Raw genomic sequence first — 24040 nt, forward strand, 5'->3', positions numbered from 1 at the left:
CGTCATGGAACTCAACGGCCTCGAACGGCGCGTCAAGGCGGTGCTGTTCGACATCGACGACACCTTGGTGGACCTCCGCTCTGCCATGTCCACCACGCTGCAGCATGTCAGCGGACCGCATTTGCCGCACCTGCAGGACCAGGAGTGGGAGGAATTCAAGCACCTCTTCTGGGCCGATCCGCAGGGGTACTACGACATGTACCTGGCGGGGGAGCTGACCTTCGTCGAGCAGCGGGTGCTGCGCGCGCGTCACGTGCACGCAGTTTTCGGCGCCGCCGAGCTGGACGACGAGGGCTTCGGCCGCTGGAACGATGAGTACCAGCGGCTCCTGCCCCGCCACTGGGCAGCCTTCGACGACGTCGCCGAACTCCTGGACGCCCTCGACGCCGCGCGGCTGCCGTACGGCGCGGTGAGCAACAACGTCGAGGACTACCAGCGGGTGAAGCTCGACGGCTGCGGCCTGCAGCGCATCTCCGTCCTGGTGGGCACCGACACGGTCGGGGTCGCCAAGCCGGACCCGGGCATCTTCCATGAGGGTGCGCGCCGGCTCGGCACCGACCCCTCCCACACGCTTTACGTGGGGGACAACCGCTTGGTCGATGCCGAGGGCGCGGCAGCCGCGGGACTGCTGTCCGTGTGGCTCAACAGGTCCGGCGTCGAGACGGGCCGGTTCGCCGGTCCCGAAATCACCAGCCTGAGCGAACTCACCGTCCTTTTCTCCGGCTCAGGCGCCGGCCCGGAGGGCGCTTAGGCGCCTGGGAGCCACGAGACGCGCCGCCGCTTGAGGACATTGAGCGCGACGGCGGCGATCAGCAGCAGCCCGACGACGAACACCGCCAGCGCGGTTCCTGACGAGCCCGCTACGCTCGCCGGGGTGACGGAAGCCGCCCCGGCGTGAAGCTGGCCGGTGCCGTCGGCGATCTTGAGATTGCCGGCGGCCAGCGCGGTCGCGCCCGCGGAGAGTTTCCTGGTGCCGTCGGAAAGCGCCGCCGCGCCGGCCGAGATCTTGCCGGTGCCCACCGCGAGCTGGGTGTTGCCGTCAGCGAGCTTGGCCGCTCCGGCTGCCAGCGCCTGCGAGCCCTGCAACAGGCCCGGCGAGGCTGCGTCCTGCACAGTGATGCCGTCCGCGAGCTGCCGGGAACCGGCAGCCAGCTTCGCGGAGCCGTCCGTGATCGCCTGGGTCGCCTTGAGCAGCCCGGGGTGGTTCGGGTCCCCGGGTACGCCGTCCATGCCGACCTGGATCGCGGCCGTGCCCCGCGCAAGCATCTGCGTTCCCAGCACCAGACCCGGTGCCTGCGGGTCCTGGCTGTTGAGCTTGCCGGCGAGCGTACCGAAGCCGGCCTTCAGTGTTGCCGAGCCTGCGGCGAGCTTGCCGGCGCCGTCGTCGAGCAGTCCGGCGCCGGTGGCGAGTTGCTGGATTTGGGAACGCAGGACGCTGATCGGGACCAGGCCCTTGACCGGATCATTGGCCGCGTCCAGCAGCTGCTGCAGTCCCTGGCGCAGCGCGGCCGTGCCGTCGCCCTTGGTGGCATCGCCGTTCGGGCCCGGGTAGCCCTTGAGCCGGGTGAGGCCGGCGGCTATCTGGCCGGCACCGTCCGCGAGGTTGTTGTCCGAGGTGCCCGACGCCGTCGGGGTGAGCACGGCGGAGAGTTGCTCGGCGCCGGCCTGCAGCTTGGCTGCGCCCGCGTTCACCGTGTAGACGCCCGGGGCCAGCTTGCCGTGGACATCGGCGGAGATCTTGCCGGCACCGGCGTAGAGGTTCTGCGCGCCGTCGGCCAGCTTCTCCGCGCCGGGCGCGAGCTTGCCGCTGATGCCCTGGTACAGCCGGGCCGCACCGTCGGCGACCTGGCCTGCCCCGGAGCCGGCCGCGGCGGCGCCGTCGGCCGCCTTGCCCGCCCCGCTAGCCAGGGTCCCGGCACCGGTGGCGGCCTTGCCCGCGCCGTCCCTGAGCTTGACTGCGCCGGCCGAAGCCTTGTCGGCGCCGTCCTTGAGCTGCTGGGAGCCGTCCGCAATGCGGGTGATGATCAGCGAGAAAACGGTGAGGAGGGCCAGCAGCAGCACGAGAAGCAGTGCGATGGTGATCCGGTGTGCGGCCCGGGGCCGGGACGTGATTGAAGCGACTCTGCTCGAAACCACAGTGTTTCCTATCGACGGTCGGATCCGGCGCGCAGCGGTGCGCTGCCGGACTTTCGGCTCGCAGCCGCCGTGGTCGACGGCGGCTGCGGGTCCCGTCCCCCAAAAAGGCCCGCATTGGGCCGACTACCGGAACCGTGTTGTTACTCAGGAGTAACTTACCGAGGGTAAACATAATGTGATGTACGACGCAAGGCCTGCTCGTCGGCCGCTCATCGCCCGCTCATCGTGGCGAGCGGGCAGACGGGGCGGCCTCCAACAGGGAAAACCCGCCACAACGGCCGCTCGCGCGGGGCGGGAGGCCGATTTGTTGCTCGTGCGACAATCGGGTAAAGTAATGACTCGTGCTGAGGCGCTGAGAGAGCGAAGACCGCTTCGATCATCAGCCCGAAAGTGCCCTTGGGATATGGTGTAATTGGCAACACAACGGTTTCTGGTACCGTCATTCTAGGTTCGAGTCCTGGTATCCCAGCTCTTCGTTTGGCCCGGTTTTTCGGGCAAAACGGGGTGCGCCACTCGATTGGCGCAGGACACATTCTCTGTGTCATACTCGTCTAGCTTCTTCTTCGGAAGAGGCGGACACAAAGTGCAAGGCCCCATCGTATAGCGGCCTAGTACGCCGCCCTCTCACGGCGGTAACGCGGGTTCGAATCCCGCTGGGGTCACCGATAGCAGGTCCCGGGCATCCGTCCGGGACCTGCTTTTTTGTCTGCCCGGATGCTGCCTGCCCGGATCGGGAATCCCCGGGATTGGCGGATCCTGCTGGCATGATGGGCAGGTGAACCCGAATCCGAGCGAAGGGCCGGCAAGCCGGCACGCGGCCGAGATCGCGCTGCTGGAGACCGTGGGCCGCGACCTCAGGGGGGCCGACCTGCCGCTTGAGCTGACGGGCGTCGAGACCGCCCGTGCAGGCATCGCGGGCGCACTGGCGCAGCTGGAGAACTATTTGCTTCCCCGACTGCGCAGCCTGGACGCGCCGCTGCTCGCCGTCGTCGGCGGGTCAACCGGCGCAGGCAAGTCCACGCTGGTCAACGCCCTTGCCGGACGTCCGGTGACGCGCGCCGGAGCCGTGCGGCCGACGACGCGCAGACCGGTGCTGCTGCACCATCCCGAGGACGCCGGCTGGTTCGAGGACCGGCGCATCCTGCCGGGCCTGAGCCGCAGCACCGGCGAACCCGCCGAAGCCGGCGCAGCGACGTCGCTGACCGTCGTGCCCGAGCAGTCGGTGCCCTCCGGCATCGCACTGCTGGACACACCGGACATCGACTCCGTGGCCGATGAGAACCGCCGCCTCGCCGGCGAGCTGCTGGACGCGGCGGACCTGTGGATCTTCGTGACGACGGCCAACCGGTATGCCGACGCCGTGCCCTGGGCGCTGCTGCTCGACGCAGCCTCCCGGGACATCCTGGTCGCCGTCGTGCTGGACAGGGTCCCGACCGACGCCGAGGACGAGGTGACTGCGGACCTTGAAGCGATGCTTCAGGCCCATGGCTTGGCGGAAGCGCTCCTCTTTGTGATTCCCGAGACCCGGCTCGACGACGCCGGGATGCTTCCTGCCCTCCTGGTCGAGCCGCTTCGGCGCTGGCTGGCAGGCATCGCGTTTGACGCGGCCTCCCGGGCCGAGGTGGCCCGCCGCACGCTCAGCGGCGCCGTCAAGGCGCTGGCGGTGAAGGTGGACGCCGCGGCGCAGGCGGCGCACGACCAGCATGTGGCCGTCCGCCACCTGCGGTCCGCCGCGGAAGAGCCGTACCGGCGCGCGGCACAGCGGGTGATGGACTCGGCCCAGGACGGCACACTGCTGCGCGGCGAGGTGCTGGCCCGCTGGCAGGACTTCGTGGGAACCGGCGAATTCTTCCGTGCTCTCGAACAGAATGCCGGGCGCATGCGTGACCGCATCGGCGCATTCCTCCGCGGCCAGCCCGCGCCGGCCGTCCGGGTGGAGCACGCCATCGAATCCGGGCTGCAGGCCGTCATCGTCGCAGAAGCCGGCAACGCCGCCGAAGAGGCGGACCGGCGCTGGCGGTCGGAACCGGCCGGCCGGCTGCTGCTGGGCGGGGACGACCTCTCGGGGCCCGGGGCGGAATTCGAGCAGGCCTCCGCCGCGGCAATCCGCGACTGGCAGCGCGCCCTGCTCGCCATGATCCAAGCCGAGGGCTCCAACCGCCGGTTGCAGGCACGGATGCTGTCCTTCGGCGTCAACGGCGCCGGCGTCGCGCTGATGGTCGTGGTGTTCTCGATGACCGGAGGTCTGACGGGCCTGGAACTCGGGATTGCCGGCGGCTCGGCGGTCATCGGCCAGAAACTGCTCGAGGCGGTGTTCGGCGAGGATGCGGTCCGGCGCCTTGCACGGCGGGCCCGCGAGGATCTGGCCACGCGCTGCGAGGCACTGTTCGCTGCCGACTGCGCACGGTTCACCGACCGGCTGGTCGGGCTCGCGCCGGCACAGGCGGCGGCGGACCTGCGGGACCATGCACAGTCGCTGCTCCGGCTGGGGCAGCTCTCGTGAGCCGGCACCGCGACCGCAGCGAGGCTTCGGCCCTGACCCACCGGCTGGAGGCGCTGAACAAGGCCAGGGAACTGGGGGAGGGCAGGCTCAGCGCGGATGTGCTCGCCGAGGTCTACCAGGTCCTCGAGCGCGCCAGCACCCGCCGGTCGCTCTCCTCGGAGCACACAGTCGTCGGGTTCTTCGGCGCGACCGGCAGCGGCAAGTCCTCCCTTTTCAACGCCGTGAGCGGCACCTCGGCGGCCGTCGTCGGCGCACGGAGGCCGACGACGGCGGATCCACTCGCCGCGGTGTGGGGGCCGGCCGGCAGCGAGGAACTGCTCGACTGGCTCGACGTGCCGCGGCGGATCCATCCGGTGGACTCCGCGGGTGAGTCCGAGCCCGACGCCGGCCTGATTCTGCTGGACCTGCCGGACTTCGACTCGACCGCCGCGGAGCACCGGCGCATTGTCGAACGCATGGCCGGGATGGTGGACGTGCTGGTCTGGGTGCTCGACCCGCAGAAATACGCTGACGCAGCCCTGCACCACGGGTTCCTGCGCCGGCTCGCCGCGGACGGCGCTGTCACGACGGTGGTGCTCAATCAGATCGACAGACTTTCCCCGGCGGACCAGGAGGCGGTGACGGCCTCCCTGTGCTCCGTCCTCGCGCAGGACGGCCTGGGCGACGTGGACGTCCTCCCCGTTTCGGCGCGAACCGGCGCAGGGCTGACACGGCTTCGCCGCCGGATCGCGGACGTCGCGCAGAGCCGACAGGCAGCCACGGCGCGGCTCACGCTGGAGGTGGGCCGAGCCGCGCGGTCGCTCGGCGAGGCCGCCGGCACCTCCGACGCGGCCGGCATTTCGGACAGCGGCCGGCGCCGGCTGGGCAGGGAACTGGCCGAAGCGGCCCGCGTGGACGCAGTGGCACAGGCAGTCGCCGGCTCCTACCGCCGGGAGGCGGTCAAACGCACCGGCTGGCCGCTGACCCGCTGGCTCGTCAGGCTCCGCCCCGACCCGCTGCGCCGGCTCAACCTGGGCCGCAGCGACGTCAGGCCCGAGCTGAACCGCACGTCGCTGCCGGCCGCCGGCCCTCCCGAACGAGCCCGGCTGGATTCCGCCGTCCGGACCTTTGCCGACGAGGCAGCAGCCGGGGCGTCAGATCCGTGGCGGGCAGCCATCCGGGCTGCCGCGCGCCGGGGGCGGCAGGACCTGGAGGAAGAGCTGGACGGGGCCGTCGCGCGGACGGAGCTGCACAGCGGCCGGCTGGCCTGGTGGTGGCCGGTCTTCGGGGTGCTGCAGTGGCTGGGGCTGCTGGCGGCGCTCGCCGGGGCCGTCTGGCTGGCGGTGCCCGCCGTGCTGGGCTACCTCCAGTTGCCCGTCCCCGATGTGCCGCGGACGCAGGGCTTCCCGGTGCCCACTCTGCTCCTCGCCGGGGGACTGCTGCTGGGGATCGTCCTGGCGCTCGCCGCCAGGCCGCTCGCGGCCGCGGGAGCCCGCGCACGCGCCGGCGCGGCGCGGCGCAGGCTGCAGGCATCGGTCGCCGACGTTGCCGACGCCGTGATCGTCCGCCCGGTGCAGGCTGAGCTGCTGGTGCTCGGGGAGTTCACCGAGTGCGTCCGCCGCGCCCGGGGTTAGGCGCGGGCCGGGAAGCTAAGTGCGGGCAGCTCCCGCCGCGGCAGCGTCGCGGACCTTCAGCAGCGTCCGCAGGTTCCGCGTGGTGGTGGAGGCCTTGTACTTCGGTTTCGAGGAGAGCTTGCTGAACGGGCTCTCGAGGGTCCCTCCCACAGGGGCGAGCCAGGCCACGGCCTCGGGCCCGAGCCGGGTCAGGCCGACCGACGCATCCTGCAGTGCCGGGTCCTGCGCCGCAGTACTGGCGAGCTCGTCCAGAACCGCAGGTTCGGAACCGAGGGTCACATAGGTGTGCACGGCGCCGTCGTCGGCGGGATACGGGCAAATATCGATCAGCTCGGCCAGCCGGGCACCGGTGAAGACCACCACCCAGGCGTCGTACCCGAAGCGCTCCCGCAGGCGGCTCTCGGCGAGCCGCTTGACCTCCTGGACGGACAGCTCCGCGCTGCAGACCACGTTCCCGGAGGCGAGCAGCGTCTTCACGCCCTCGAAGGGCAGGTCCGCCAGGGCGGTGCGCAGGTCCGCCATCTTGATGTTGACGCCGCCGACGTTGATGCCGCGGAGGAACACAGCGAAGTTCGTCATGGCCACAGCCTACGATGCAGCGTCAGCGAAGGTACCGTGTCGGGACTGCGGCGTCAGGGGAGCGGCTTGATCGGATAGCCGCTGATGATCGAGATGCGGTTGAAGGAGTTGATGGTCACTGCGGCCCAGTTCAAGGCTGCGTACTGCTCGTCGGTCAGCTGGGCCCGCGCCTCCTGCAAGGCCGACCGTCGCTCTTCCTCGCCCATGAGGGTGACGGCTTCGGCGACGGTGAGTGCGCTGAGCTCCAGGTCGGAATAGACACCCGCCTCGCGCCAGGCGGCAAGGACGTGGAGCTTCCGGGCCGGCACGCCGGCGTCGGCCGCCAAGCGGCTGTGCAGGTCCAGGCAGTAGGCGCAGCCGTTGATCTGGGAAATGCGCACGTTGAGCAGCTCCAGGACGGCGCGGGAGATGCCGGCGTCCTCGGCGGCTGCGCGGACCTTGAGCGCGACGGCGTTCAGGCCCTTCCAGATGTCGGGGTTGGACTTGTCGAGGTAGAAGGCGTCACCCATCACGCCATCCTAGCCACCGGTCTAGTCGCCGGTCTTGCGCAGCGCCTCGGTAAGGATGCGGGCGGCCCCGCAGACCACCTCGGCGTGCATCCGGCCCGGCTGCCGGGTGAGTCGTTCGATCGGCCCGGAGATGGACACCGCGGCGATCACGCGTCCGCTCGGACCGCGCACCGGCGCCGACACGGAGGCGACGCCGGGTTCGCGCTCGCCGAGGCTCTGGCCCCAGCCGCGGCGGCGCACACCGGCGAGGACCGTCGGGGTGAAGCGGGCGTTCTGGAGCCCCTCGAGCAGGCGGTCGTGGTCCTCCCAAGCCAGCAGCACCTGCGCGGCGGAACCGGCCTTCATTGAGAGCTGCGTTCCGACCGGGATGGTGTCGCGCAGGCCGATCGGCCGCTCGGCCGAGGCAACGCAGACCCGCCAATCACCCTGCCGCCGGAAGATCTGGGCGCTCTCACCCGTCGCGTCGCGCAGCTGGATGAGCACCGGGCCGGCGGCCGCAATCAGGCGGTCCTCGCCCGCCGCGGAGGCCAGTTCCACCAGCCTGCCGCCGAGCACGAAGCGGCCCTGCATGTCCCGGCTGACCAAGCGGTGGTGCACCAGGGCGAGCGCCAGGCGGTGGACTGTGGGCCGGGCCAGGCCCGTGGCCGCAACCAGCTGGGCAAGGGTGGTGGGGCCGGCCTCGAGGGCATCCAGCACCTGGGCCGCTTTATCGATGACACCGACGCCACTAGAATTGTCCATGTCTTGATATTGACGTCTCATTATCTGAGATGCAAATTGTTTCACTGGCGGATCTGACAGCCGGACTGGTTCAGTTGGTGAACACAAACGTTCAACGGCGATCTGCGCCCGCCCACCACCGAGCGGCGCGGCGGGAACGCCATCGATGAAGGGAGCTGGCCGTGGCCGGAACAGTCCGCAAAACGCTGGCCGAGAAGGTGTGGGATGCACACGTTGTCCGCAAGGGCGAAGGGTCGGGCGACGCTGCCCAGCCCGACCTTCTCTTCATCGACCTCCACCTCGTCCACGAGGTGACCTCGCCGCAGGCATTCGAGGGCCTGCGGCTGGCGGGACGACCGCTGCGCCGGCCGGACCTGACAATCGCCACCGAGGACCACAACACGCCGACGCTGGAGATCGACAAGCCCATCGCCGACCCGACCAGCCGCACGCAGATTGAGACGCTGCGGCACAACTGCGCCGAGTTCGGCGTCCGCCTGCACCCGCTGGGGGACAAGGAGCAGGGGATCGTCCACGTGGTGGGCCCGCAACTGGGGCTCACGCAGCCCGGCATGACCATCGTCTGCGGCGACTCGCACACCTCCACACACGGAGCTTTCGGAGCGCTGGCGATGGGCATCGGCACGTCCGAGGTGGAACACGTCATGGCCACCCAGACGCTGCCGCTGAAGCCCTTCAAGACCATGGCGGTCAATGTTGAAGGCACCCTGCGGCCGGGAGTCAGCTCGAAGGACATCATCCTCGCCGTGATCGCCAAGATCGGCACCGGCGGCGGCCAGGGCTATGTGCTCGAGTACCGCGGCTCGGCGATCCGGGCGCTCTCGATGGAGGCGCGCATGACCATCTGCAACATGTCCATCGAGGCGGGCGCCCGTGCCGGCATGGTCGCTCCCGACGAAACCACCTACGCGTACATGAAGGGCCGGCCGCATGCCCCCGAGGGTGCGGACTGGGACGCGGCGCTGGAGTACTGGCGCACGCTGCAGACCGATGAGGGCGCGGAGTTCGACGCCGAGGTCTTCCTCGACGCGGACACGCTTGAACCGTTCGTCACCTGGGGCACCAACCCGGGCCAGGGCGTGTCGCTGTCCGAGAGCATCCCGGACCCTGATTCCTTCGGCGACGAGAACGCCAAGTCAGCTGCCGAGCGCGCCCTGCAGTACATGGGGCTGAGCGCCGGCACGCCGATGAGGGACATCCGGGTGGACACGGTGTTCCTCGGGTCCTGCACGAACTCCCGCGTCGAGGACCTCCGCGCCGCGGCCGACGTCATCCGCGGCCGGCAGAAGGACCCGAACGTCCGCATGCTTGTCGTGCCAGGCTCCGCACGCGTCCGGCTGGAAGCCGAGGCCGAAGGTCTGGACAAGGTGTTCAAGGACTTCGGCGCGGAATGGCGTTTCGCCGGCTGCTCGATGTGCCTGGGCATGAACCCGGACCAGCTTGCACCGGGGGAGCGGTGCGCGTCGACGTCGAACCGCAACTTCGAAGGCCGGCAGGGCAAGGGCGGACGCACCCACCTCGTCTCGCCCGTCGTCGCGGCGGCCACGGCCGTGCGCGGAACCCTCAGTTCGCCGTCGGACCTGCCGCCGGTGCCCCCGGCGCGCCAGACCGCCACCAACGTCGCGGCCGCCTAGGAGATCGCCATGGAACAGTTCACCACCCACACCGGCATCGGCGTCCCGCTGCGGCAGAGCAACGTCGACACCGACCAGATCATCCCCGCTGTCTACCTCAAGCGGATCACCCGGACGGGTTTCGAAGACGCACTCTTCGCCGCCTGGCGGAAGAACCCCGAGTTCATCCTCAACCAGGAGCCCTTCAACCGCGGGTCGGTGCTGGTTGCCGGCCGCGATTTCGGCACCGGCTCCTCCCGCGAACATGCGGTCTGGGCTCTGAAGGACTACGGGTTCAAGGCCGTCCTCTCGTCCCGGTTCGCGGATATTTTCCGCGGCAATTCCGGCAAGCAGGGGCTGCTCGCCGCGCAGGTGGCGCAGGAGGACATTGAGCTGATTTGGAAGGTGCTGGAGAACGCCCCCGGCACCGAAGTGACGGTCGATCTGCAGGCCAAGCTCGTGACCTGCGGCAACGTCGTCGCCCCCTTCGACATCGACGACTACACCCGGTGGCGCCTGCTCGAGGGCCTCGACGACATCGGGCTGACCCTGCGGCACGAAGCGGACATCTCGGCGTACGAAGCGACCCGGCCCTCCTGGAAGCCGAAGACGCTCCCGGCCAAGCCCTGACGGCGGCGGGTTCCGTCCCGGTTCCGGTCCGGCCCGCATCCCAGCCCGGGTCCGCCCCGGTTCCGTCTTCTGCTGCCGTTTCGGTCATCCGCTGCTGTTGCATCGGGGGCGCATGACCAAAACGGCAGCGAAACGGGCCGTCACGGGATTCGTGCCGGGCGCCGCGCGGGGTGCAGCCCGGCGTGAATCAGCTGGTCGCTAAGGAGCTCGCGGTCGAGCGCTGTCTTCCACGTCCACCGGCAGACCCTGAGGCCCGTGGCCCGGAGTCTGTCTTCGCGCATCTTCTCGGCGGCGAGAACGTCCTCGGGGATCCTTCCCTGCAGGTACCCGCCCCTCGAGCATTTGCGGTATGCGGGTCGGAGGCGGCGCTCAGCAGCGGCGGAAGTGATGGGTGCATCCACCCAGACTCCGCCGCTCGGGCATGTGCTCGGACACATCGAGGCGGCCAGGTGGAACCGTTCCGGGCTTGAGGGCCTGTGGAGGACCAGTGACGGCTCCAATGCCGCACCGATCAGGTCCTGCGCTGTCGTTTCGGTCAGCCGCGACGGATACACCCACAGCGCATGACTGGAACGACAGCAGATCACGCCGACGACGGCGGCGGACTTCGGTCGGGCGGCTGGGACCACCGCCCGGAGACGGGCGTCGCCGGCGTGAATCCGGTCACGATAGGACGGCCAAACCGGGCGTGTCAGCAGGGCTAAGTTTCAGTCTGGTAACGCTACCTCCTATGCTTAGCTGAGGCCTTTGAACCTCGTGAGGCCGTTGAACGTGAGGATTTTGGTGTAGATGAGCAGTGTTCTGACAGTACGTGGCGGCGTACCCCTCTCCGGCCGGGTCGCCGTCCGCGGAGCCAAGAACCTGGTTCCCAAAGCCATGGTTGCGGCGCTGCTGGGAAGCGAACCGTCCACGCTCCGCAACGTCCCCGAGATCAAGGATGTCGAGGTTGTCACCAGCCTCCTGCAGCTCCACGGGGTCACGGTGGCCAAGGACCCGGTCACGGGGGATCTGACTCTCGACCCGACGGACGCGAAGACCGCGCCGAGCACCGAGATCGACGCCCACGCCGGCGACTCCCGGATTCCGATCCTGCTCTGCGGGCCGTTGATCCACGCCATCGGCGAGGCCTTCATTCCGGATCTGGGCGGCTGCAAGATCGGTGACAGGCCGATCGACTACCACCTCAGCTCGCTGCGCAGCTTCGGCGCCGTCGTCGAAAAGCGCCCCGGCGGGATCCACATTTCCGCGCCGAAGGGCCTGAAGGGCACCAAGCTCGAGCTGCCGTACCCGAGCGTGGGCGCCACCGAGCAGGTGCTGCTGGCCGCAGTCCGCGCCGAGGGCATCACCGAGCTGCGCGGAGCGGCCACCGAGCCCGAAATCATCGACCTGATCTGCGTGCTGCAGAAGATGGGCGCGATCATCAGCGTCCAGACCGACCGCACCATCCGGATCGAGGGCGTCCAGGAGCTCCGCGGGTACGTCCACAGCGCCCTGCCCGACCGCAACGAGTCGGCTTCCTGGGCCTCCGCGGCGCTCGTGACCCGCGGCGACATTTTCGTCCAGGGTGCCTCGCAGCTGGACATGCTGACCTTCCTGAACACCTACCGCAAGGTCGGTGGCGGGTTCGAGATCCACGACGACGGCATCCGCTTCTTCCATCCGGGCGGCAAGCTCACGCCGCTGGTGCTCGAAACGGACGTGCACCCCGGCTTCATGACCGACTGGCAGCAGCCGCTCGTGGTGGCGCTGACGCAGGCGGACGGCGTCTCGATCGTCCACGAGACGGTGTACGAAAACCGTTTCGGCTTCACCGACGCGCTGATCCGGATGGGTGCGAACATCCAGGTGCACCGCGAATGCCTGGGCAGCGTTCCTTGCCGCTTCGGCCAGCGCAACTTCCTGCACTCTGCGGTGATCTCCGGGCCGACCCAGCTCAAGGGCACTGACATTGACATTCCGGACCTGCGCGGCGGGTTCAGCCACCTGATCGCGGCGCTGGCCGCCACCGGGACCTCGCGCGTCACCGGGATCGAGATCATCAACCGCGGCTACGAGCGCTTCACCGAGAAGCTCGAGGGCCTCGGGGCGGATTTCGACTTCACCGACGGGAACTAGGCCAGCATGAGTGAATCCGCCGGGACCCGGACGGCGTTCGGGGTTCTCGCCGGCCTGCTGCGGCCGGTCATGAACCTGGTGCTCGCCAAGAAATGGGAGGGCACCGAGAAGCTGCCCAAGGGGCAGGGCTTCATCGTGTGCGCCAACCACTGCACCGAGATCGACCCGATCGTTGTAGGGCACATGCTCTACAACCAGGGCTCGATGCCGCACTTCCTCGCCAAGGCCGGCCTGTTCAAGGTCCCGGTCGTCGGTTCGGCGCTGCGCTGGGCGCGGCAGATCCCGGTCGAGCGCAGCTCCGGCACGGCCAACGACTCCCTGCGCGTGGCCCAGAAGGTGATGGATGACGGCGGGTCCATCATCATCTATCCGGAGGGCACCCTGACCCGGGACCCCGATCTGTGGCCGATGAAGGGCCACACCGGTGCCGCCCGCCTGGCACTGCAGACGGGGGCGCCGGTCGTTCCGGTGGCGCACTGGGGTGCGCAGGAACTCTTCCCGCGCTACGCCAAGCGGCTGCACCTGTTCCCGCGCAAGCGGGTGCGCGTGCTGGTCGGCGACCCGGTGGACCTGAGCGCATTCCGCGACCGGTCGCTGGACAAGGCCACGCTCATCGAGGCAACCGACGTCATCCTCGACGCGATCACCGCGCTGCTCGCCGAGCTGCGCGGCGAGACGCCGCCGGCGGTGCGCTGGGATCCGTCGGCGCACAACCAGTCCAAGCACGGCCGCTACATCGAGCGCGGCAGCAATGATCAACCGCCGGCGGCCGGCGGGAACCTGCCGGGGGCCGGCGCGTGAGTTCACCGGCCAGCGCATCGGCGGGTACGACGGCGCCGGCGAGGCCGCTGCCTGCCGTCACCGCGGTGCTCGGCGCGGGCAGCTGGGGCACCACGTTCGCCAAGATCCTCGGCGACGCCGCCCTCGCCGACGGTGACGCCGCGCGGAGCATCCGGCTCTGGGGCCGCCGCGCCGCCGTCGTCGAGCAAATCAACACCGCCCACCGCAACGAGCAGTACCTGCCGGACATCGCGCTCCCGGCGAACATCACCGCGTACGCCGAGGCGGCCGAGGCGCTCGAGGGCGCGGAGCTGGTCGTGCTTGCGGTGCCGGCGCAGTCGCTCCGCGGGCAGCTGCGTCAGTTCAAGGGCCTGATCGCCCCGGGTGCCGTCGTCGTCAGTCTGATGAAGGGCCTCGAGCTGGGCACCGACGCGCGCATGAGCGAGGTCATCAGCGAGGAGCTGGGCCTCCCGGCGGAACGGATAGTGGTGGTCTCCGGGCCCAACCTTGCCCTGGAGATCGCACGCGAGGAGCCGACGGCGTCCGTCTTCGCCTGCACCGACGCCGCCACAGCCCGCTGGGTGGCCGAAGCCTGCACGCCGCCGTACTTCCGGCCCTACACCAACACCGACGTGACCGGCGTGGAGATCGGCGGGATCGTCAAGAACGTCATCGCCCTCGCCGTGGGCATCTGTGAAGGCCGGAACTTCGGGGACAATACCAAGGCGTCCGTAATCACCCGCGGGCTGGCCGAAACCACCCGCCTCGCGATGGCGCTCGGCGGCCACCTCGAGACGATGGCCGGCCTCGCCGGACTGGGGGACCTGGTGGCGACCTGCTCCTCGGCCCTGAGCCGCAACCACACCGCCGGGCGGCTGCTCGGCCACGGCCTGACCGTGGATGAAGTGACCGCGAAAATGACCCAGACGGCAGAAGGCATCAAGTCCGCCCGCGCCGTACACGACCTGGCCCAGCAACGCGGCGTCGACATGCCGATCACGGCAGCCGTCGTCGCCGTCCTTCAAGGCAAGATCTCCGTAGACCAATTAGGGCCGTTGCTGCTGGCCCGCGAACTGAAGTCCGAAGGCGAGAAGTGACCCTGACCGAAAGCGCCGGCGCCCCGGCACAACCCGGCCGAAAGCCCCGCGTCGCCGTGCTGTTCGGCGGCCGCTCCAGCGAACACGCCGTGAGCTGCGTGACCGCCGAGGGCGTGCTGGGCGCCATCGACCGTGACAAGTACGACGTCGTCCCGGTCGGCATCGCCAAAAACGGCCAATGGGTGCTGGTGCAGGACCACGACGAGCAGTGGACGCTCAGTGCCTCAAGCCTGCCGGAAGTGCGTCCCGCAGACGCCACCGTGGCCCTGACCGGCGTCGCCGGCAATTCCCACCGCGGCCTGGTCGCCACCGCCCCCAACAGGGTGCCGGAGGAACTCGGCGAGGTGGACGTGGTCTTCCCGCTGCTGCACGGGCCCTTCGGCGAGGACGGCACCGTGCAGGGCCTGCTGGAACTGGCCGACGTGCGGTACGTCGGCGCCGGCGTCCTGGCGTCCGCCGTCGGCATGGACAAGCACTACATGAAGGTCGTCTTCGAGTCGGCGGGTCTGAAGGTCGGACCGTATGTGGCGATCACCGACCGTGAGTGGCTCAAGGACAAGGAAGCTGCGCTGGAGCGTTCCGCGGCCCTGGGCTGGCCGCTCTTCGTCAAGCCAGCCCGCGCCGGATCCTCGATGGGCATTTCGAAGGTGGACCGGCTCGAGGATCTGGAGACTGCGATCCTTGCCGCGCGTGAGCACGACCCGAAGGTCGTCGTGGAGGCCGGCATCGTTGGCCGCGAGATCGAGTGTGCCGTGCTGCAGGGCCGCGGCTGCGCGGATCCGCGCACCTCGATGCCGGGCGAGATCGTCGTCACCGCCAACGACCACGCGTTCTACGACTTTTACGCCAAGTACGTGGGGGACAACGCCGCGGCGCTCAGCTGCCCGGCGGAGCTGCCGGACGACGTCACGGCGCGGGTACGCGAGCTCGCCGCCGCCGCGTTCGAAGCGGTGGGAGCCGAGGGCCTCAGCCGGGTGGACTTTTTCTACACCCCTGACGGTGAGCTGATCATCAACGAGATCAACACCATGCCCGGGTTCACGCCCAAGTCGATGTACCCGCAGATGTGGGCCGCATCCGGGCTGCAGTACCCGGACCTGATCGACGAGCTGATCCAGCTCGCACTGACCCGCCGGACCGGACTCCGGTAGCTTTTCTTACCCGAGGTCCGCACCCTCGGACTGCGCAGACAACCATTTGCGCAGGTCCGGGCCCAAGTCGGAGCGTTCGATGGCCAGCGTGAAGACCGCCTTGAGGTAGCTCAGCTTGTCCCCGGTGTCGAAGCGGCGGCCGCGGAAAACGACGCCGTAGACCCCGAAGCCGTCGCTGTCGCCCGCAGCGAGGGTCTGCAGGGCATCGGTCAGCTGGATCTCGCCGCCGCGTCCGGGGGGAGTGGTTTCGAGGACGTCGAACACCGCCGGGTGCAGGACGTACCGGCCGATCACCGCCAGGTTCGAGGGCGCCTCCGCCGGGCACGGCTTCTCGACCAGCCTCCGCACCCGCACGTAATCGCCGTCACCGGGGGTGGAGCCGGAAGCGGGAACGACGTCGGCGCAGCCGTAGGCGGCGATCTCCGCCGGCTCCACTTCCATCAGCCCGATGACGGAGCCGCCGGTTTGTTCCTGTACCCGGATCATTTCCGTCAGGAGCTCATCCTCCTCGTGGATCAGGTCATCACCGAGCAGGACGGCGAACGGTTCGTCTCCGACGTGACTGCGCGCCCGGAGCACGGCGTGCCCGAGGCCCTTCGGGTCGCCTTGCCGGACGTAATGGATGTCCGCCAAGGCGGTCGGCTCCTGGACAGCGGCCAGACGGACAGTGTCGCCTTTGTCCGCCAACGCCTGCTCCAAAGACGGTTCCCGGTCGAAGTGGTCCTCGAGGGAGCGCTTGTTCCGGCCGGTGATGATGAGCACATCCGTGATGCCAGACCTGGCGGCCTCCTCCACCACGTACTGGATGGCCGGTTTGTCCACCACCGGGAGCATTTCTTTGGGCATCGCCTTGGTGGCGGGCGCGAATCGCGTTCCCAGCCCGGCGGCGGGTATGACGGCCTTGCGCATGGTTCCCCCTGAGTAGTCGATACGGCAGGCGGCGGGAGGGCGTCTTTGCGCGCCCGCGCCTGTAAGAGACCTCTGAGTCTTGCGATAGGCACGATGGTAGACCTGTCGGAGCGCGACTGAATAGGTGCCCACTACTCGTTCCGGGCACGGCGCCGCCGACTAGCCCTTCGGCAGCGTCTCCGAGATGCTCGTGCACTTGGCGGTCTGCGGGATCTTGGCCGCTGCGCTGGCGAGGTCGGCGAGGACGGTGCTGGAAGCGACCTTATTCGGGTCGAATAGGATCTCGGTGGCCGGTTTGCGGCCAAACGTCGTCAGTGTCCATACCGGGTTGCCCGCCTTCATCACCCAGTCCACGCCGTTGACGCCGACGCACGGGTCCGTCGTCGGCCCTGGGACGTTGACGCCGCAGCGCAGGATCACCTTCGAGGGGTCGCCCCAGGCGGCTGTGCCCTGGCTGCTGGTCTTGCGGAGCGGCTGGTCCGCGACCTTGTCGGGAAGCGCCACCATCATCGGCGCGCAGGCCGGGTCCGCTGAGTCCTTGGCGGGCTGGACGTCCACCGCGGGGGAGCACCCGCTCACGGCGAGCATGAGCAGGCCGGCAGCAACGGCGCTCGCGGAGCGGACGGCGGCGGGGCGGGAAGCAGGGGATCGCACCCATCCAGCCTAGCCCCGCCGGCGCGCCTCAATCGCCGGCAGGCAGCGGTGCCGCCGTCAGGACGATGTTGCGGCCCTCCGGATCCTCCGTGTAGCAGCTGATCAGCACGACGCGGCCGGGCAACTGGTCCCAGGCAGGGCTGTCCTTCAACGTGGCCTTCGTATAGGTATGGATTGACTCGACACGGTAGCGCAGGGCGCCTGTAACGGTCACGACGGTGAAGATGTCGCCCACCCTGCCGCGGCTGGTGAGGTGATTGAACGGCGCGTCCTGGTCAATCCAGCTGTGCCCGATGATGTAGGTCGTATCCGTGGAGCCGCGGCCGGGTTCGCCGTAGTTCGTGAGCCAGTAGGCGTCCTTTGTGATCGGCGGTTGCAGGTATTGGGCTGCCAACTGGTCCGGGCTGGGCGTCAGCGCGTTCAGGGGCAAGTCGACGCCGGCTGCGGGGTAGATCAGGCGCCGCGGGGCTGCCGCCATTGGGGCCGCCGGCGGCGGAGCAGGTCGCTTTGCTGAGGGGGTCGGTGTGATGGGCTGAGGAGGGAGCGTTTCGACGATCCTTGATGGCTCTGTCGACGCCGTCTTCGTCGCGGCCGGCGGCTGGTTGGTCCAGCCGAGAAACAGCACTGCCGAGACCAGCAGGCCGCCGGCCGCGAGGATGCGGGGCGCCGAGGGACGTTCCACCGTTGCCTCCTAGGGAATGATTGGCAGCCTGGCATGCGGGGCGCGTCCCTTGCGGCGCGCCCGCTTGCTTCAGTGCCGCTTACGACGCCTGGTTGCCGGGGGAAGAACAAGGGCCCCGGCCATCAGCACAGTGCCGCCGAGAACACCGGCGGTGCCCAGCGGGTCCGCCTGGAACGAGTCGCCGCTGGCTGCCGTCTGCAGGTTCAGGCCCTTGCGGACCTTCATCTTCTTGAACTTCACCTTCTTGGCTTTCATGATCTTTTGCGCCTTCACTTTGTGGGCCTCGACGCTGACCTTCTCGACCTTGACCTTCTTGCCTTTGACCTTCTTGACCTTGGCCTTTTTGATCTTGGCGGCCTTCACGACCTTGGAATGGCTGCCGGTCACGTGCGTCGAGCCACCGCCGTTGGCCTGGGTCGTCGAGCCGCCGGCGCTGCCCGCGGGCGACGACGGCGGGGTAGCGACCGGGGTGTTGGTGGGGCCGTTGCCCGGATCTTCGCTGGCCTCGTCCGAGGGGTTATCAGTTGCAGTGCCGGTGGGGTTGCTGGTGGCGGACTCCGTGGGGTCGTTGGTGGGAGCGCTGGTGGCGGACTCCGTTGGGCCGCCGCCACCCGGGCCGCCGACGTTGTCGGCCGGCTGCGTCGCCGGAACGGAAGCGTTGTCTTCCGGAGCGGCACTTGAAGGTGGGTCCTGGACTTGTGAGGGCGGGAGTCCAACTACGGATGGAACCGTGGGTGCAGGCGGAGTGAGGACGGGCACAGGCGGTGCCAGCACCGGAGCCGGGAAAGTTGGGACGTTGGGCACGGCAGGCAGCGGCAAGTGACTTGCCACTGCCGCTGGAACCGTCATCAGGACATCCGGCAGGGTGGATGCCTGATCGCCCGCATGGGTTGATCCGCCGCCGCCGTCGTCCGGGAGCGGGCTGCTGTTGGAACTGTGGGTGGACTGGGGCGTCGGCGGAGTTGCCATGGCGGCCGGCGCCGACATCAGAACGGATGCACCTCCGAAGGCGAGGACGGCCCCGCAGGCAACGGCTGCCATCCGCGGCCGGATGAAGCTGCTGGAGTGTTTCGCCGCTGTACGGCCGGCTAGTGATTCGCCGGTGTCGGGCTGATACCCCTCGTTCATGATCGTCCCCTCCTCCATGGCTGCCGGGTGAGCGGGCAGCCATCACAAATCCGCTGGCGGCGACGCCGCCGAGACCTCGGATTCCGCACTTTTCCACCGCCCCGAAGGGCCAACAACAAGTACCGAACACCTGCGCGGGCAGCGCGATACTCTTGCACCGCGCCGGAATTCGGGTAGCAGCTGTGCAGTGCCCGAACTGTCCGCGCTGCCAGATACCGTTAGTACGTGAGCGAATTGGTGGTCGGTGCCCTGGACGAATCGGCGCTGCTGGAGCGGATCTTCCCCCGGCTGGACGCCGGACCCTCCACGCTGCTCGGCCCCGGGGATGACGCCGCGGTCGTCGCCGCGCCCGACGGCCGGACCGTCATCTCCATCGACACCCAAGTCCAGGACCGGGATTTTCGGCTGCACTGGCCGAACGGCTACGCAACCTCCGGCTACGACGTCGGCTGGAAGGCTGCGGCGCAGAACCTGTCCGACATCAACGCGATGGGAGCAGAGGCGACCTCCATGGTGGTCAGCCTCACCATGCCCGAGAACACCCCGGTGGCCTGGGTTGAGGACTTCGCCGACGGCCTGAATGACGCCATCCGCAAGCTCGGCGCGCACCGGTGCGCCGTTGCCGGTGGTGACCTGTCCTCCGGCGCCGAGGTAGGGGTGACGGTGGCCGTGCTCGGCGACCTTGGAGGCCGCCCACCGGTGCTGCGGGCGGGGGCCCACGCGGGGGACATCCTTGCGCTCGCGGGCACTGCAGGTCGTGCCGCCGCCGGGCTGGCGCTGCTCGAGAGCGCACACCCCTACAACTCCCTCAGCGCGGAATTGCAGGAGCTTGTCGCGCTGCAGTCGCGGCCGTTGCCGCCGCTCGACGCCGGTCCCCGGGCAGCCAGAGCCGGTGCCACGGCCATGCTGGACGTGTCCGACGGCCTGGTGCGCGACGGGGGGCGGCTTGCCAAGGCGAGCGGCGTTGCCGTGGACTTCGATCCCGACGCCCTCAACCGGCTGGCCGGCCCGCTGCGCAGCGCGGCTGAACTGCTTGGCGCCGAGCCGCTGAACTGGGTGCTCGGCGGTGGCGAGGACCACTCGCTGCTGTGCTGCTTCCCGGCTGGCCCGCCGCTGCCGGAGGGGTTCACTGCGATAGGCTCAATAGAAGCCGGCGAAGCCGTGGTCACGGTAGCCGGCAGGCCGACCGCCACCACGGGATGGGACCATTTTGCAGAGTAAAGTCGCCGCCAACGCCGAGGCAATGAGGCAGTGGCTGGGCAACGCCGAGAAGTTGCTCGGCAACCACAGCGAGCAGCTCAACGCCATCAATATCTTCCCCGTCGCGGACGGAGACACCGGTTCCAACCTGTATTTCACCGTCAAGGCCGCCGCGGACGCCGCCGCTGCCCTCAAGACCGAAGATATCGGCGAACTTTTCGGCACGGCCGCCGGCACCGCGATGGAAAACGCCCGGGGCAACTCCGGAACACTGTTCTCGGTAATCCTGGCGGCTATGGCCGAGCCGCTGCGCGGCGCCGTCCGCCTGACCGGCCCCTCCCTCGCCGCGGCGCTGGAATCCGCCCGCATCCGCAGCTGGTCCGCGCTCAGCGATCCGGTGGCGGGCACCATGCTCAGCGTGCTGGAGGAGACCTCCCGGGCGGCCTTGGACGCGGACGCCTCCCGCACCGGGGACGAGAGCAGCTCCGGGCTGGTGACCATGATCGAGTCGATGATTGACGCCGCGCGGGCCGCCGTCGTCGACACCGAGAGCCAGCTGGCTCCGCTGGAACAAGCCCGCGTGGTAGACGCCGGCGCCGTCGGCTTCCTGCTGCTGCTCGACGCGCTGCGCGCCACGCTGGTCCACGAACAGACCCTCGGCGCTGTGGTCCGCGGACTGCACGGACTTGGCTTCGAACAGCCACATGCATCGCGTTTCCCGGCCAAAACCGGCGTCGAAATCATGTGCACCATCAACCTGGAGCCGCTTGACGCGGCCAACCTCCGGCTGCAGCTCGACGAGCTGGGCAACTCGGTGATCCTCAGCCCCGTCTCCGAGGTCTCCGACGGCGCGGGCGGGTACCGCTGGCGCGTGCACGTTCACGTTCCCGAACCTGAGCCGGCCCTGGCGCTGCTCAAGGCTGCCGGCGAACCGGAGAACTTGTCGCTGACCGATCTCGCCGGGGAGCCGGCCGTCCATGGGCAGGCGGCAGATGGCACTTTCTGAGCCGGCAGGGGGCGGCCGCACCGCGGAAGCCGGGAGAAGCGAGGTCGAGCGGCCGGCGGAACTGGACGTTTCGCTGGAGCGGCGCATCGGCAAGCGCTCCGCCGGCCCGATCGAGAAGTACCTGGATCTGCACACCGTGGGGGAGCTGCTCAACCACTTCCCGCGGCGGTACCTCAACCGCGGCGAGCTCACGCCGATCGCACAGCTGCCCTTCGACGAGGAGGTGACCCTGATTGCTCGGGTCCTGTCCTCGAACACGCGGCAGATGCGCGCGCGCAAGGGATCGATCACCGAGGTCGTCGTCACTGATGACAGTGCGCGGCAGGGCATGCTGACCATTAGCTTCTTCAACGGGTGGGCCGCGAAGAGCGAGTTGCTGCCGGGCCGCCGCGCGCTCTTCTCCGGCAAGGTCAACCGCTACCGGAACGCGCTGAGCCTGACGAACCCCAACTACCTCCTGCTGGACGAGGAGGAGGGCGACGCAGACGAAGAGGCCCAGGCCCTGCGGCCGATCCCGGTCTACCCGGTCTCCGGCAAGCTCACCAGCTGGAAGGTCGCCCAGGTCACCGCCTCCCTGGTGGAACTGGTGGACCTCGCGCAGCTTCCGGACCCGCTGCCCGGGGAGGTAATGGCCCGTGACCGGCTGCTGCCCATCGCGGACGCCTACCGGCTGATCCACGCGCCGGCTGTGCCCGCCGACTGGCAGCGCGCACGGGACAGGTTCCGCTACCAGGAAGCGCTGGTCCTTCAGGCGGCGCTGGCCCGCCGCCGCGCCCAGGCCGCGCTGGAGGAGGCTACGGCCCGTCGAGCGGTTCCTGACGGTGTGCTCGCCGCCTTCGACGCCCGGCTTCCGTTCACCCTTACCGCTGGCCAGCGCGACGTCGGGGACACCCTGGCCGAGGAGCTGGCCCGTAACCACCCGATGAACCGGTTGCTGCAGGGCGAGGTGGGTTCCGGCAAGACGATCGTGGCGCTGCGGGCCATGCTGCAGGTCATCGACGCCGGCGGCCAGGCTGCGTTGCTGGCCCCCACTGAGGTGCTCGCCGCGCAGCACTACCAGTCCATCCGGCGCACGCTCGGGCCGCTGGCCGAGGGCGGCATGCTGGGCGGCGCCGAGAACGGCACCCGGGTGGTGCTGCTCACCGGGTCGATGACGGCGGCCGCGCGCAAGCAGGCGATGCTCGACGCCGCCTCAGGGGAGGCCGGAATCGTCATCGGCACACACGCGCTCCTCTCGGACAACGTGCAGTTCTTCGACCTGGGCCTGATTGTGGTGGATGAACAGCACCGCTTCGGCGTCGAGCAACGGGATGCGCTGCGGGCCAAGGCCCGCAAGCCCCCGCACCTGCTGGTGATGACGGCGACACCCATCCCGCGGACGGTTGCCATGACAGTCTTCGGGGACCTCGAAACGTCCACCCTGTCCGAGCTCCCCGCGGGCCGAGCGCCGATTTCCACGCACGTGGTGGGCTTGGCCGAGCACCCAGCGTGGGCGGACAGGCTCTGGCAGCGCGCGCGTGAGGAGATTGACGCCGGGCACCAGGTCTATGTGGTGTGTCCGAAGATCGGGGCGGATGACGCCGGAATGTCCGACGACGACGGCGCGGCCCCGGCCGAAGACGCCGCTGAACTTGCCTCCGTCACGGCGATGCTGGAGCAGCTGCAGCAGGAGCCCAGCCTTGCCGGCGTCCGGATAGCGCCCCTGCACGGCAAGCTCGACCCGGCCGAGAAGTCCGCGACCATGGCAGCCTTCGCCGCGGGTGAGCTGGATCTGCTGGTCTCCACCACCGTGATCGAGGTCGGGGTGGACGTTCCGAATGCGACGCTGATGGTCATCGCCGACGCGGACCGCTTCGGCATCTCGCAGCTGCATCAGCTGCGCGGGCGCGTGGGCCGCGGGGGACTGCCCGGGATGTGCCTGCTGGTGACGAATCTGGAAGCCGGCCACCCCAGCCGCGTACGGCTGGACGCGGTGCAGTCCACCACGGACGGTTTCGTGCTTTCACAGGAGGACCTCAAGCTGCGGCGGGAGGGCGACATCCTTGGTGCGTCCCAGTCCGGTGGACGGTCAGCCCTGCGGTTCCTGCGCGTCGTCGAACATGAGGACCTCATTTCCCGGGCACGGCGGGACGCCCAGGCCATCGTGGAAACGGACCCGGAGCTGCTGGAGCACCCGGCGCTGGCGCGCGCCATCGACTTGTACTTGAACCCCGAGAAAGAGGCATTCCTTGAACGCGGCTGACCTTCCTTCAGTGTCATTCCGCACCCGCGGGCGGGGCGTGGCGTGAGCAGGATCATTGCCGGGGTCGCCGGCGGCACGGCCCTGTCCTCGGTACCGGGCAACCGGACCCGGCCGACGACGGACCGTGTGAAAGAGGCGCTGTTCTCCCGGCTTGAGTCGCTCGAGATGCTCGCCGGCAAGCGGGCGCTGGACCTCTACGCAGGGTCCGGCGCCTTGGGCATCGAAGCGTCCAGCCGCGGAGCTGTCAGCGTGGACCTCGTCGAAGCGGATGCGAAAGCCGCCGCAGTGTGCCAGCGGAATGCCGCCGCCATCAATGACGTGCTGGGCCACGCGGTGGTTACAGTGCACCGGGCGAAGGTGGAGACCTTCCTGCAGCGCGCCGAAGGCACGGGCTGGCGGTGGGACGTGGTGTTCCTGGACCCGCCCTACCCGCTGGACGACGACGCCCTCGCCGAGGTCCTCGCCCGGCTCGGTGAGCACCTCGAGGAAGCCGCCGTCGTCGTTGTCGAACGTTCGAGCCGGTCGGCCGAGCCGCGGTGGCCCGGCTCCATGGAGCGCTTCGCGGAGAAGAAGTACGGCGAGACCCGGCTCTGGTTCGCTGAACCGGCTTAGCCCCTCCACCCCCGTGTCTTTGCTTGTTGGTGGGGGTGTGGGGGTGGATTTGTGTTTGGGGTGGGGGTGGGGTAGTGTTTTCTGAGTCGCCGCGGGAGTGTGGCGGCCAAAAATTCCCTTACTTTTTCTGGTCTGTGGTT

The 24040-nt window shown here is 69.3% G+C and carries 21 protein-coding genes and 2 tRNA genes; 15 read left to right on the forward strand and 8 right to left on the reverse strand.

The annotated features are described in order from the left end of the window. Positions 1–4: 4 nt before the first annotated feature. The gene (locus KIH31_RS11390; RefSeq protein ID WP_214427216.1) at positions 5–751 is read left to right on the forward strand and encodes an HAD family hydrolase; all 747 of its coding nucleotides are present in this window, start codon (positions 5–7) and stop codon (positions 749–751) included. On the opposite strand, the gene KIH31_RS11395 is transcribed toward KIH31_RS11390, so the two are convergent. Continuing rightward, positions 748–2136: a hypothetical protein gene (locus KIH31_RS11395; protein WP_214427217.1), complete on the reverse strand. Its 1389-nt coding sequence runs from the start codon at positions 2134–2136 to the stop codon at positions 748–750. The two genes, KIH31_RS11390 and KIH31_RS11395, sit on opposite strands and share 4 nt — an antisense overlap. Before the next feature lie 397 nt (positions 2137–2533). Between KIH31_RS11395 and KIH31_RS11400 the strand changes: the two genes are divergently transcribed. The 4 genes from KIH31_RS11400 to KIH31_RS11415 all read left to right on the forward strand — a co-directional run bounded on the left by KIH31_RS11400 (position 2534) and on the right by KIH31_RS11415 (position 6252). Then, a tRNA-Gln gene (locus tag KIH31_RS11400) sits at positions 2534–2605 on the forward strand. A gap of 120 nt (positions 2606–2725) precedes the next feature. Next, a tRNA-Glu gene (locus tag KIH31_RS11405) sits at positions 2726–2798 on the forward strand. 113 nt (positions 2799–2911) lie between these two features. Next, entirely contained in the window at positions 2912–4639 is a 1728-nt protein-coding gene (locus KIH31_RS11410) for a dynamin family protein (RefSeq protein WP_214427218.1), read from the forward strand. Further along, positions 4636–6252, forward strand: a complete 1617-nt coding sequence (locus KIH31_RS11415) for a GTPase (RefSeq protein WP_214427219.1) — start codon at positions 4636–4638, stop codon at positions 6250–6252. The genes KIH31_RS11410 and KIH31_RS11415 overlap by 4 nt, the downstream gene beginning before the upstream one ends. Before the next feature lie 15 nt (positions 6253–6267). Here KIH31_RS11415 and KIH31_RS11420 read toward each other — a convergent pair whose 3' ends face one another. The 3 genes from KIH31_RS11420 to KIH31_RS11430 are packed head-to-tail and all read right to left on the reverse strand — an operon-like array spanning position 6268 to position 8081. Then, entirely contained in the window at positions 6268–6831 is a 564-nt protein-coding gene (locus KIH31_RS11420; protein WP_214427220.1) for a DUF1697 domain-containing protein, read from the reverse strand. A gap of 53 nt (positions 6832–6884) precedes the next feature. Continuing rightward, positions 6885–7340 carry a carboxymuconolactone decarboxylase family protein gene (locus tag KIH31_RS11425; protein ID WP_214427221.1) on the reverse strand — a complete coding sequence of 152 codons (456 nt, stop codon included), beginning with the start codon at positions 7338–7340 and terminating at the stop codon, positions 6885–6887. Between the two features lie 21 nt (positions 7341–7361). Beyond that, positions 7362–8081: an IclR family transcriptional regulator gene (locus KIH31_RS11430; RefSeq protein ID WP_214427222.1), complete on the reverse strand. Its 720-nt coding sequence runs from the start codon at positions 8079–8081 to the stop codon at positions 7362–7364. 161 nt (positions 8082–8242) lie between these two features. On the opposite strand from KIH31_RS11430, the gene leuC reads away from it, so the two are divergent. The 6 genes from leuC to KIH31_RS11460 all read left to right on the forward strand — a co-directional run bounded on the left by leuC (position 8243) and on the right by KIH31_RS11460 (position 15467). Next, positions 8243–9715: a 3-isopropylmalate dehydratase large subunit gene (leuC, locus tag KIH31_RS11435; protein WP_214427223.1), complete on the forward strand. Its 1473-nt coding sequence runs from the start codon at positions 8243–8245 to the stop codon at positions 9713–9715. A 9-nt stretch (positions 9716–9724) separates the two neighbouring features. Further along, positions 9725–10324 (forward strand): 3-isopropylmalate dehydratase small subunit, encoded by a 600-nt coding sequence (leuD, locus tag KIH31_RS11440; protein WP_214427224.1) that lies wholly within the window; start codon positions 9725–9727, stop codon positions 10322–10324. 789 nt (positions 10325–11113) lie between these two features. Continuing rightward, positions 11114–12439 carry a UDP-N-acetylglucosamine 1-carboxyvinyltransferase gene (gene murA, locus KIH31_RS11445; RefSeq protein ID WP_214427225.1) on the forward strand — a complete coding sequence of 442 codons (1326 nt, stop codon included), beginning with the start codon at positions 11114–11116 and terminating at the stop codon, positions 12437–12439. A gap of 6 nt (positions 12440–12445) precedes the next feature. Beyond that, the gene (locus KIH31_RS11450; RefSeq protein ID WP_214427226.1) at positions 12446–13240 is read left to right on the forward strand and encodes a 1-acyl-sn-glycerol-3-phosphate acyltransferase; all 795 of its coding nucleotides are present in this window, start codon (positions 12446–12448) and stop codon (positions 13238–13240) included. A gap of 47 nt (positions 13241–13287) precedes the next feature. Further along, positions 13288–14316 (forward strand): NAD(P)H-dependent glycerol-3-phosphate dehydrogenase, encoded by a 1029-nt coding sequence (locus KIH31_RS11455; protein ID WP_250545918.1) that lies wholly within the window; start codon positions 13288–13290, stop codon positions 14314–14316. Beyond that, complete coding sequence (locus tag KIH31_RS11460; protein WP_307857629.1) at positions 14313–15467, forward strand: D-alanine--D-alanine ligase family protein; 1155 nt, start codon at positions 14313–14315, stop codon at positions 15465–15467. The genes KIH31_RS11455 and KIH31_RS11460 overlap by 4 nt, the downstream gene beginning before the upstream one ends. 6 nt (positions 15468–15473) lie before the next feature. Here KIH31_RS11460 and galU read toward each other — a convergent pair whose 3' ends face one another. The 4 genes from galU to KIH31_RS11480 all read right to left on the reverse strand — a co-directional run bounded on the left by galU (position 15474) and on the right by KIH31_RS11480 (position 18840). Beyond that, entirely contained in the window at positions 15474–16376 is a 903-nt protein-coding gene (galU, locus tag KIH31_RS11465) for a UTP--glucose-1-phosphate uridylyltransferase GalU (protein WP_214427228.1), read from the reverse strand. Positions 16377–16535: 159 nt separating this feature from the next. Then, positions 16536–16964 (reverse strand): DUF3515 domain-containing protein, encoded by a 429-nt coding sequence (locus KIH31_RS11470; RefSeq protein ID WP_214427284.1) that lies wholly within the window; start codon positions 16962–16964, stop codon positions 16536–16538. 94 nt (positions 16965–17058) lie between these two features. Then, entirely contained in the window at positions 17059–17712 is a 654-nt protein-coding gene (locus KIH31_RS11475) for a class F sortase (protein ID WP_214427229.1), read from the reverse strand. A gap of 69 nt (positions 17713–17781) precedes the next feature. Beyond that, complete coding sequence (locus KIH31_RS11480) at positions 17782–18840, reverse strand: hypothetical protein (RefSeq protein ID WP_214427230.1); 1059 nt, start codon at positions 18838–18840, stop codon at positions 17782–17784. 234 nt (positions 18841–19074) lie between these two features. On the opposite strand from KIH31_RS11480, the gene KIH31_RS11485 reads away from it, so the two are divergent. From KIH31_RS11485 to rsmD, 4 genes are read left to right on the forward strand one after another with little or no spacing between them, the layout of a single operon-like run. Then, positions 19075–20061 (forward strand): thiamine-phosphate kinase, encoded by a 987-nt coding sequence (locus KIH31_RS11485; protein ID WP_214427285.1) that lies wholly within the window; start codon positions 19075–19077, stop codon positions 20059–20061. Next, a complete protein-coding gene (locus tag KIH31_RS11490) occupies positions 20051–21046 on the forward strand; it encodes a DAK2 domain-containing protein (RefSeq protein WP_307857630.1) in 996 nt (331 codons plus the stop codon). Before KIH31_RS11485 ends, KIH31_RS11490 begins: the two co-directional genes overlap by 11 nt. Beyond that, positions 21033–23288 (forward strand): ATP-dependent DNA helicase RecG, encoded by a 2256-nt coding sequence (locus tag KIH31_RS11495; protein ID WP_214427231.1) that lies wholly within the window; start codon positions 21033–21035, stop codon positions 23286–23288. Before KIH31_RS11490 ends, KIH31_RS11495 begins: the two co-directional genes overlap by 14 nt. Positions 23289–23330: 42 nt before the next feature. After that, positions 23331–23900, forward strand: coding sequence for a 16S rRNA (guanine(966)-N(2))-methyltransferase RsmD (rsmD, locus tag KIH31_RS11500; protein WP_214427232.1), 570 nt, complete (start codon positions 23331–23333; stop codon positions 23898–23900). The last annotated feature ends 140 nt before the right edge of the window (positions 23901–24040 follow it).

The organism is Paenarthrobacter sp. DKR-5 (assembly GCF_018531425.1).
Classification (GTDB): domain Bacteria; phylum Actinomycetota; class Actinomycetes; order Actinomycetales; family Micrococcaceae; genus DKR-5.